Below are 10,142 nucleotides of genomic sequence, written 5' to 3' on the forward strand. Positions count from 1 at the left end.
GAGTCGGGGGCGGTCATCGTCTCGGCGAAGGTGCGTTCCGTCATGCGGGTGCGGGCGGCCGGGGCGACGGCGTTGACCTGGACGCCGTAGCGGGCCAGTTCGGCGGCCGCTACCAGGGTGAGGCCGATGATTCCGGCTTTCGCGGCGTGAGCCTCGACGGCACACCGGCCGCCGACAGCCCCGCCCGGCAGGTGGCCGACGAGATCCGCGCGGCGGGCGGCGAGGCGATCGCGCACGGCGGCGACGTGGCGACCAGCGCCGGAGCCGCGTCCCTGGTGGCGGCCGCGCTGGAGACGTACGGCCGTCTCGACACCCTCGTCAACAACGCCGGGTTCCTGCGCGACCGGATGCTGGTCAACCTCGACGAGGACGACTGGGACGCCGTCGTACGTGTTCACCTCAAGGGCCACTTCCTTCCCCTGAAGCACGCCGCCGCGCACTGGCGCGCGGAGGCGAAGGCGGGCCGCACTCCGGCCGCCCGGATCGTCAACACGAGCAGCGGGGCAGGGCTGCTGGGCTCGGTCGGGCAGTCGAACTACAGCGCCGCGAAAGCCGGAATCATCGGCCTCACCCTGGTAGCGGCCGCCGAACTGGCCCGCTACGGCGTCCAGGTCAACGCCGTCGCCCCGGCCGCCCGCACCCGCATGACGGAACGCACCTTCGCCGAGACGATGACCGCCCCCGACTCCGGCTTCGACGCCATGGCCCCGGAGAACGTCTCCCCGCTGGTCGTCTGGCTGGGCTCGGAGGCGAGCGCCGGGGTCACGGGCCGGGTCTTCGAGACGGAGGGCGGCCGGATCACGGTGATGGAGGGCTGGCGCGCCGGGCCGACGGTGGACAAAGCGGCCAGGTGGACGCCGGAGGAGGCCGGGGAAACGGCGCTCAAGTTGCTGGGACAGGCGGAAGCACCGGGACGGGTGTACGGGGGCTGATGTGACGCCCCTATGGGGCGCGGGGCCGTATCGATATGCGGCTCCGCCGCGGCTCCACCCCAGTAGGCGCTCACGCTCACGTATCGCACTCCAGCACCGTCCGGCACAACCCGCACCGCGCCCGAACCCGCCCCTTCACCGGCACCCGGATCCGCTGCTGACACGTCGGACACGGAAACGACACCCGCAGAGGCCCATGCCCGTCGGGCGTGAACGTATACGGAGCCCCCGGCTGGGGACCGGCCCCCTGATGGTCCTGGGCATGCCGCCGGTCACGGGCATAGCGGCGGCGCCCCGCCCAGCCGGCCGCCGTCAGCGGAGGCTGCTGCTCGTCGCGCCGGGCCTGCGCCATGCCCTTCCCGTACGCCGTGTACGCCTGCGGGCTGGTGAACCAGATCGACGGGTCCTCGGCGAAGACCTGCGCCCGCTTGGCGAGGACGTACCCGAACTCCTCCGGAGTCAGATACCCCAGCTTCTGCGAGGACGCCGCGTCCTCCCGGTACGCGTCGAGGAGCAGCCAGCCCGCGCCCAGATACGTCGTCGCCGTGTCCGTGAGGATCTCGTTGTCGCGGGTGCCCGGGAAGGACAGGCCGAGGCGGTGCAGGTAGACGTGCATCACCTCGTGGGCGAGCGCCGCGCCGATGTCCCGGCGATGGGTGCGGAATCGGTCGTTCAGCTCGACGAAGTACTCCGGCCCGGCGGCGAGTTCGACGTTCGCCGCGTGGCTCATCTCCCGGAAGCCGACGATCAGCCGGGCGTCCGGCAGGTGGTAGTGCCGCACCAGCTCGCGGGCCACCCGCAGCGCGCCCAGATGCAGATCGTCGGTGTCGCAGAACGCCACGTCGGCCGGGGCCACGCTGGTCGCGAACGTCTGCACGGTGTCGTACGACAGCCGCCTGTAGAGCGCTGTGATCGAGGCCCGCACCGTCTCCAGGTGCGGGAAGCCGTGCTGGACCGGTCCGCCGTTCGCCACGCCCGTACCCCCAAGACGCCTCGAAACCGATTCCACTCTACGGGGATGTGAGGGGATTTTCCCTGGTGAGGTTCCGCGCGCGGAACGTGAGATCCGTCCTTGTCATGAACCCCCCTTGATCTTCATACTCCGGGTCGCCCAACCCCCCACGAAGGGACGAATGTTGACCCGTCACATATCGAAGAGAAGCGGCCTCACTCTGGTGAAGAGAGCCGCGGCGGTCGGCGCCGTCGCGCTCACGGTCGCCTCCCTCCAGCCGCTCAGCGCGAACGCCGCGTCCACCCGCGTCGTCGGGGGAACGGCTGCCGCGCAGAACGAGTTCCCGTTCATGGTCCATCTCTCCATGGGCTGCGGCGGGGCGCTCTACAAGAAGGACGTGGTGCTGACCGCGGCCCACTGCATGGAGGGCTCCGGCAACAACACCAGCATCACCGTCACCGCGGGTGTCAACGACATCAACTCCTCCGCGGCGATCAAGGTGAAGTCCACCAAGGTCAAGGTGGCCCCGGGCTACAACGGCACCGGCAAGGACTGGGCGCTGATCAAGCTCGCCCGGCCCATCGACAAGCCGACGCTGAAGATCGCCACCACGGACCAGTACAACCGCGGCACGTTCACGATCGCGGGCTGGGGCGACACGCAGGAGGGGGCCGGCACGGGCACGACCAAGCTCCGCAAGGCCAGTGTTCCCTTCGTCGCCGACCGTGTGTGCAAGCGCCACTACGGCAACCGGCTGGTGTCGAAGGAGGAACTGTGCGCCGGCTGGCAGAGCGGCGGCATCGACACCTGCCAGGGCGACTCCGGCGGTCCCATGTTCCGCAAGGACGACGCGGGCAAGTTCATCCAGGTCGGCATCGTCAGCTGGGGTGACGGCTGCGCCCGCGCCGGTGTCCCCGGCATCTACACCGAGGTCAGCCACTTCGCGAGCGACATCGCCCGCGCGGCGGCCGCGCTGTAGGCAGCCGCCGCGGCAAGGTGCGTCAGACGGCCTGAAGGACCGGGACACCCGCCTCGCCGGACCCGGTCCGGGCCGTCCTGTCCAGCTCCAGCAGCCAAATCTCGTTGGCGCCCTCCCGCAGCACGGGCCCCGGCACGTACAGCCCGCGCTGCGGACCCGCGGACCAGTAGCGGCCCAGACCGAAGCCGTTGATCCACACGAACCCGCGGGTCCAGCCCGGCAGCTCCAGACGGGCGTCACCGGCGCCCCGCACCGTGACGGTGCCCCGGTACAACCCCGGGGCGCCGTCCTCGGGCAGCTCCCGCGACGGCACCGCCCGGACGCCCTCGATGGCGTCCAGCGCCTCCAGCCGCAGCCCACGCGCGCGTACGTCGTGCAGAAACTGCCGCTCGTGCAGGACGCCCCCGGTGATCCCCTTGGGCTCGCCCAGACGCGGCCCGTAGTTGACCCGGCCCAGGGACTCCACCCACAGCTCCACGCGCGCGTGCCCGGCGACGGGCTCCTTCAGGCACGCGTCGTCCTCGGTGAGCACCCCGGCCCGCTGCCCGTCGACGTACACCACGGCGAGGTCCCGCAGCCCGCGCACCGTCAGCGGATACGGCTGCCGCGGACCCGGCACCGTCACCTCGTAGCGCACCAGGCCCCGCTCGACGCCCAGTTCCTCGAAGGTGGGCGGAACGGGACCGGACACCTCCGGGCCGCCCAGCGTCTCCAGTACGGCCGCCAGGGGCGCCCAGCCGGTCAGGACCGCCTCGGCCGGCGCCCCCAACGGCACGGGCGCGGGCGGGACTTCGGGCAGGGGGCCGTCGGCGTACTCGGCGAGGACCTCGCGCAAGGCCCGGAACTTCTGTGTGGGGCGGCCGTACTCGTCGATCGGGGCGTCGTAGTCGTACGACGTCACATCGGGCTCCAGGGGCCCGTCGTGCAGCGCGCCGCCGCCCCGGTTGGCGCCCGCCCAGCCGGCGAAGCTCGTGCCGCCGTGCGCCATGTACAGGTTGACCGAAGCCCCGCAGTCCAGGATCTCCCGCAGGGCGGCCGCCGCGTCCCCGGGATCCCGGACGGCGTGCTCGCCGCCCCAGTGGTCGAACCAGCCGCACCAGAACTCCATGCACATCAGCGGGCCTTCGGAGCGGTGCCGGCGCAGCGTCTCGAACGCCACGCGCGCGTGGGAGCCGAAGTTCACCGTCGCCAGGACCCCCGGGATCGAGCCGCCGGACAGCATGTGGTCCTCGGGGCCGTCCGAGGTGAACAGCGAGGCGGTGACGCCGTGTTCGCGCAGCAGGCCGGCCAGGTGGCCCAGATACGTCAGGTCCGAGCCGTAGCTGCCGTACTCGTTCTCGACCTGCACCATGATCACCGGCCCGCCCCGGTCGATCTGCCGGGGCACGATCTCGGGCAGCAGCCGCCCGAACCAGTTCGCCACGTGCCCCAGGTAGCCCTCGTCACGGGTACGCGCGCGTGCGCCGACCTCGGCCGTCAGCCAGTACGGCAGTCCACCGTTCTCCCACTCGGCGCAGATGTACGGCCCCGGACGCACGATCGCCCACAGCCCCGCCTCCCGGGCCGTGTCCAGGAACCGGCCCAGCGCGGCCACGTCCCTCAGCTGCCCCGGGCTCGGCTCGTGGAGGTTCCACGGCACGTATGTCTCCACGCAGTTGAGGCCCATCGCCCGCAGCATCGCCAGCCGGTGCCCCCACTGCGCCTCGTGCACCCGGAAGTAGTGCAGCGCGCCGGACAGCAGCCGCACCGGCCGCCCGTCCAGCAGGAAGTCTTCGTCCCCCACCGTGAACTCGCTCATGCGCCCACCCTCGCCTCTGGCGCGGGCCGGGATCCATGGACAAAGATCAGCGCTGCTTGGACCGAAGAGGGCGCAGAAGAAGGCGGAGGGGAGGCGCACGGATGTACCGCACCTGGATGCGCTTCTTCACCCCCGGCCCCGCCCACCACCGCCTCGGCCTGGTCTGTCTCGGCGTCGGCCTCCAGTACGGCGCCCTCCCCACCGTCGGACCCAGGGTCCTGGACCACCACGTCGCCGTCGTGATCAGTACCGGCGGCGGGTGGTACGCCCACCCCGACGGCCGCCGTACGACCGTCACCGCGCCCGCGCTGCTGTGGCTCACCCCGGGCGTCCCGCACCACTACGCGCCCGACCCCGGCACCGGCTGGGACGAGGGCTTCGTCGACTTCGCGGGGCCCGCCGCCGCCTCGTACACCGAACTCGGCTACATCGAGCCGGACCGCCCCGTGGTGCCCCTCTCCGACGCCTCGGGCCCGCGTGCCGTCATCGGACGCATGGCCCGCGCCGCGCGCCGCGACAACCCCCTGCTGGAGGTGGAGACCGGCGCCGCCGTCCACGAGCTCCTCGTCGCCCTGCGCCGCGCCCGCGCCGACCTCGCCCCCGACGGCGACCAGGTCCTCAAGGCCCTCGCCCGCGACGCCTGTCTGCCGCTGACGGTCGCCGACCATGCCGCCCGGCACGGCATGACCCCGGCCGAGCTGCGCACGGCCGTCCGCAGGGGCGCCGGGTGCAGCCCCAAGGACTATCTGCTCGGCATCCGGCTGGGCCGCGCCAAGGAACTCCTCGCCGCCACCGACCTCCCCGTCGCCGCCGTCGCCCGCCGCGTCGGCTACGACGACCCCGCCTACTTCTCCCGCCTGTTCACCCGCCGGGTCGGCATGGCCCCGGTCCGCTTCCGCGGCCGGCAGGGCCGCACCGTGCCCGGCGGCTGGAGCAACCGGGTCCCCGATCCCGACGATCCACCCGTGATCGGACGAACGACGACCGGGACGGCCCCGTAGGCTGAGCCCTCATGACCAGCAACATGTCCCCAGGCGACGTCGACCTCGCGGWCCGCGAGGAGCTCGCCCGGCTGCGCGACAGCATCGACAACATCGACGCGGCCGTCGTCCACATGCTCGCCGAACGCTTCAAGTGCACCCAGCAGGTCGGCCATCTCAAGGCCCGCCACCAGCTCCCGCCGGCCGACCCGGCCCGGGAGTCCCGGCAGATCGCCCGGCTGCGCACCCTCGCCGAGAACGCCAAGCTCGACCCGGCGTTCGCCGAGAAGTTCCTGAACTTCATCATCGCCGAGGTGATCAGGCACCACGAGAGCATCGCCGAGGACACGGTCAACGACGCTGCGCCCACGGCGAACTGACGCCTACTGGCCCTTCCGAGGGAGTGACACGGCGGCCCGCGCGGGGCATGCTGCGCTGTGCACCGCATGCCAGCTGACGCGCACGCTCCGTCAGCACCCCCGGACATACCCTGGATGTCCACGCGGGAGGGACGTCGGGCCATGCCGTCGGATGCCAAGATCCTCATCGTCGACGACCACGAGGAGACGCTGTACGCCCTGGAAAGCGCCCTGGCCCCGCTGGGCTACCGGCTCGCCCGCGCCACCAACGGTGACGAGGCCCTCAAGCAGGTTCTCCGCGGGCAGGTCGGCCTGCTGCTCCTGGACGTCCGCATGCCGGGCGTCAGCGGGCTGGACGTCGTGCGGTACATGCGGCGCGTGGAGCAGACCCAGAACATACCGGTCATCCTGCTCACCGGCTTCGGCGCCGATCACGAACTGACCGCCACCGCCTTCGGGCTCGGCGTCGCCGACCTGGTCCTGAAGCCCACCGACCCCTGGGCGCTGCGCACCAAGGTCCGCTACCTGTACGACGCCTACCAGCGCCACCGAGCCCTGGAGGAGGAGGTCCGCGAGTTACGTGCCCTGGTCAAGGGCCACTCCGACGCACCGGAACCGCACCCGCGCCGCGCCCTGCGCCACTCCGACACCCATGTCCCGCCACAGCGCGACAACCCGGCCGCCACGCCGGCCAAGGACCGGACATAACGCCCGTACTGATCAGCCCCTGTGAGTTGTCGGTGCCATCAGGCAGCATGTCCTGCATGTCCGTACTCACGCGCGACGAAGCGCAGACTCGTGCCCAGCTCCTCGACGTCCATCGCTACACGATCGAACTCGATCTGACGACCGGGGACGAGACCTTCGACTCCCGCACCGTCATCGGGTTCACCGCGCGCACCGGCGCGGACACCTTCGTCGAGGTCAAGCCGGCCGAATTGCGCTCCGTCACGCTGGACGGCCGTCCCCTGGACCCGGAGTCCCTGGACGGCAACAGACTGCCCCTGAAGGACCTCACCGCCGGTGAGCACGAGCTGCGTGTCGACGCGGCCATGCGCTACTCCCGGACCGGCGAGGGCATGCACCGCTTCACCGACCCCACCGACGGCGAGACCTACCTTTACACCCAGCTGTTCATGGAGGACGTCCAGCGCGTCTTCGCCGCCTTCGACCAGCCGGACCTCAAGGCCGTCTTCGACCTGTCCGTGACCGCCCCCGAAGGCTGGACCGTCCTCGCCAACAGCCGCACCGAGCACCTCGGCGAGGGCCGCTGGCAGGCCGCGCCCACCCCGCTGATCTCCACCTACCTCGTCGCGGTGGCCGCCGGCCCCTGGCACTCGGTGCGCACCGAGCACCGCGGCCTGCCCTTCGGCATCCACTGCCGCCGCTCCCTGGCCCCCCACCTGGACGCGGACGCCGACGAGCTCTTCGAGGTCACCCGGCAGTGCTTCGACCGCTTCCACGAGAAGTTCGACGAGCCCTACCCCTTCGACTCCTACGACCAGGCGTTCGTCCCCGAGTTCAACGCCGGCGCCATGGAGAACCCCGGACTGGTCACCTTCCGCGACGAGTTCGTCTACCGCTCCGCCGTCACCGACACCGAGCGGCAGACCCGCGCCATGGTCATCGCCCACGAGATGGCCCACATGTGGTTCGGCGACCTCGTCACCCTGCGCTGGTGGGACGACATCTGGCTGAACGAGTCCTTCGCCGAGTACATGGGCTACCAGACCCTCGTCGAGGCCAGCCGCTTCACCGACACCTGGACCGACTTCGGCATCGTCCGCAAGTCCTGGGGCTACGACGCCGACCAGCGGCCCTCCACCCACCCCGTCGCCCCCGAGGCCGTCGAGGACACGGCCTCCGCCATGCTCAACTTCGACGGCATCTCCTACGCCAAGGGCGCCTCCGCGCTGCGCCAGCTCGTGGCCTGGCTCGGCGAGAAGGACTTCCTCGCCGGCATCAACACCCACTTCGCCCGGCACAAGTTCGCCAACGCCGCCCTCGCCGACTTCATCGACTCCCTCGCCTCCGCCACCGACCGCGACGTCCACGCCTGGGCCGACAGCTGGCTGCGCACCACCGGCGTCGACACCCTCACCCCGCAGGTCACTCCCGGCGACAACGGCACCTACAGCCTCACCGTCGACCACGCGGGCAGCCGCCCGCACCGCGTCGCCGTCGGCCTGTACGACCAGGACCTGGGCGACGACGAGGGCCATCTCACCCTGCGCGACCGGCTCGAGATCGACGTCCCGCAGAGCGCCCCGCGGCCCATCGGCAAGCGCCCGGCACTGCTGCTGCTCAACGACGGCGATCTGACCTACGCCAAGGTCCGCTTCGACGCCGAGTCCTTCGAGACCGTCGGCGCGCGCCTGTCGGGCCTGCCCGACCCGCTCTCCCGCGCCGTCGTCTGGAACGCCCTGCGGGACGCGGTCCGCGACGGCGAACTGGCCGCCTCCGCCTATCTGGAGGCCGCCCGCGCCCACCTGCCCCGGGAGACCGATCTCGCCATCGTGCAGGGCGTCCTCGCGTTCGCCTCCGCCCAGATCGCCGACCGCTACCTCCCCGCCGAGGAGCGGCCTGCCGCCCTGGCCGGCCTGTCCGCCCTGTGCCGCGACCTCATCCGCCGCACCGAGGACGGCGACAACCCCGGCCTGCGCCTGATCGCCGTACGCCACTTCGTCTCCGTCGCCGCCCACCCCGACACGATCGCCGCCTGGCTCGCCGACGGCACCGTGCCCGGCGGACCCGAACTCGACCCCGAGCTGCGCTGGCGGGTCCTGGGCCGGCTCGCCGTGCTCGGCGCCGTCGACGAGGCCGCCATCGCCGCGGAGCTGGAGCGCGACCCGAGCGCCAGAGGCCAGGAGGGCGCCGCCCGCTGCCGCGCCGCCCTGCCCGACGAGGAGGCCAAGGCGAGGGCGTGGGAGGCGATGTTCGCCACCGACGAGGCCAAGGACCTGTCCAACTACCTCTTCACCGCGACCGCCCAGGGCTTCTGGCAGCCCGAACAGGCCGACCTCGTCCGGCAGTACGTCCCGCGCTACTTCAAGGACGCACTCGCCCTCGCCGCCCGCCGCGGCCACGCCATCGCCGACGCCGCCGGGCGCCACGCCTTCCCGATGCACGCCGTGGACGCCGAAGCCCTGCGGCTGGGGGAGGAGTGCCTGCGCGACGGCGAGCCGGTCCCGTCGCTGCGCCGCAGGCTCGCCGACCAACTCGACGACCTGGCAAGGGCGTTGAGGGTGCGAGAGGGCCGAAAGGGCTAGTACGTCCGACGTAGGGGGCGCCGGTTCGTCCGGCCCCCCTACTCCGCCGAACTCCGCATACCGCATCCGACACGCTTTCCCCGCACGAAAGTACCCCCTTTCGGGTTCCGATCATTGGGCTTTTCGGGCGCCATCGTCCATCCGGGTACAAGCTGGAAGTCCTTCTCGCCCAGCGCCCGGGAGGACACGATGAGCACGCCTGCGTCGCTCGCGTCAGGCCCCGAAGGTCCCCACGCCCTGCGGCCGTTGCTGGACACCGTGCTGGACGCGCTGAACGAGGGCGCGCAGGCCCGCGGGGGACCGTTGCCCGCGGGCGGACCGCAGGCGGTGGCCGCGCGGATGCGGGCCGCGGTCGGGGACGTACTGCCGGACGAGGGCGATCCGAACGCCCTGCACACCGTCGTCCGCGCGCTCGCGGAGGCCGGCGTGTACGCCGGTGGCTCGTCGCGTCCGCCGCGCGGGACCAGCACACAGCGTGCCGTGTCGCCGTCGGCCACGGGGGAGAGCGTCTCCGGCACCGCCCCGTCCACGGTGAGCTGCCAGCGGCTCAGATGCCTGGCGTCGCGTACGAACAACCCCTCCGGAGAGCCGGCGGCGCAGCGACGGGACCGGCTCGCCGTCGCGCAGGCACTCCTCCCCCAGCCGCAGGGCTTCGGCGTCCACGGCGTGCATCGGGAAGGCGTGGCGCCCGGCGGCGTCGGCGATGGCGTGGCCGCGGCGGGCGGCGAGGGCGAGTGCGTCCTTGAAGTAGCGCGGGACGTACTGCCGGACGAGGTCGGCCTGTTCGGGCTGCCAGAAGCCCTGGGCGGTCGCGGTGAAGAGGTAGTTGGACAGGTCCTTGGCCTCGTCGGTGGCGAACATCGCCTCCCACGC

At 72.1% G+C, this 10,142-nt stretch carries 8 protein-coding genes and 2 pseudogenes; 6 read left to right on the forward strand and 4 right to left on the reverse strand.

Translation table 11 applies throughout. The annotated features are described in order from the left end of the window. The first annotated feature begins 77 nt into the window (after nucleotides 1-77). Nucleotides 78-932: an SDR family oxidoreductase gene (locus tag EAO75_RS20915; RefSeq protein ID WP_147997995.1), complete on the forward strand. Its 855-nt coding sequence runs from the start codon at nucleotides 78-80 to the stop codon at nucleotides 930-932. Nucleotides 933-1,008: 76 nt separating this feature from the next. Here EAO75_RS20915 and EAO75_RS20920 read toward each other — a convergent pair whose 3' ends face one another. Continuing rightward, the gene (locus EAO75_RS20920) at nucleotides 1,009-1,905 is read right to left on the reverse strand and encodes a hypothetical protein (protein ID WP_147996593.1); all 897 of its coding nucleotides are present in this window, start codon (nucleotides 1,903-1,905) and stop codon (nucleotides 1,009-1,011) included. A gap of 160 nt (nucleotides 1,906-2,065) precedes the next feature. Here EAO75_RS20920 and EAO75_RS20925 point away from each other — a divergent pair, with 160 nt between their 5' ends. After that, nucleotides 2,066-2,863: a S1 family peptidase gene (locus EAO75_RS20925; protein ID WP_147996594.1), complete on the forward strand. Its 798-nt coding sequence runs from the start codon at nucleotides 2,066-2,068 to the stop codon at nucleotides 2,861-2,863. 22 nt (nucleotides 2,864-2,885) lie between these two features. On the opposite strand, the gene EAO75_RS20930 is transcribed toward EAO75_RS20925, so the two are convergent. Then, the gene (locus tag EAO75_RS20930; protein ID WP_147996595.1) at nucleotides 2,886-4,661 is read right to left on the reverse strand and encodes a glycoside hydrolase family 35 protein; all 1,776 of its coding nucleotides are present in this window, start codon (nucleotides 4,659-4,661) and stop codon (nucleotides 2,886-2,888) included. 101 nt (nucleotides 4,662-4,762) lie between these two features. On the opposite strand from EAO75_RS20930, the gene EAO75_RS20935 reads away from it, so the two are divergent. The 4 genes from EAO75_RS20935 (at nucleotide 4,763) to pepN (ending at nucleotide 9,269) form a co-directional block, all read left to right on the forward strand. Continuing rightward, nucleotides 4,763-5,662: a helix-turn-helix domain-containing protein gene (locus tag EAO75_RS20935; protein ID WP_147996596.1), complete on the forward strand. Its 900-nt coding sequence runs from the start codon at nucleotides 4,763-4,765 to the stop codon at nucleotides 5,660-5,662. An 11-nt stretch (nucleotides 5,663-5,673) separates the two neighbouring features. Next, entirely contained in the window at nucleotides 5,674-6,021 is a 348-nt protein-coding gene (locus EAO75_RS20940) for a chorismate mutase (RefSeq protein ID WP_147996597.1), read from the forward strand. A 141-nt stretch (nucleotides 6,022-6,162) separates the two neighbouring features. Beyond that, entirely contained in the window at nucleotides 6,163-6,708 is a 546-nt protein-coding gene (locus tag EAO75_RS20945; RefSeq protein ID WP_147996598.1) for a two-component system response regulator, read from the forward strand. Nucleotides 6,709-6,764: 56 nt separating this feature from the next. Beyond that, a complete protein-coding gene (gene pepN / locus EAO75_RS20950) occupies nucleotides 6,765-9,269 on the forward strand; it encodes an aminopeptidase N (RefSeq protein WP_187284529.1) in 2,505 nt (834 codons plus the stop codon). Between the two features lie 425 nt (nucleotides 9,270-9,694). Here the strand turns inward: pepN and EAO75_RS48270 are convergent. Both EAO75_RS48270 and EAO75_RS20965 read right to left on the reverse strand, forming a co-directional pair. Beyond that, a pseudogene (locus EAO75_RS48270) lies at nucleotides 9,695-9,856 on the reverse strand (glycogen debranching N-terminal domain-containing protein); the annotation flags it as partial. Next, nucleotides 9,852-10,142 (reverse strand): annotated as a pseudogene (locus tag EAO75_RS20965) (aminopeptidase N); the annotation flags it as partial. The pseudogenes EAO75_RS20965 and EAO75_RS48270, both read right to left, overlap by 5 nt.

It is taken from the genome of Streptomyces sp. UW30 (genome assembly GCF_008042075.1).
Lineage (GTDB): Bacteria > Actinomycetota > Actinomycetes > Streptomycetales > Streptomycetaceae > Streptomyces.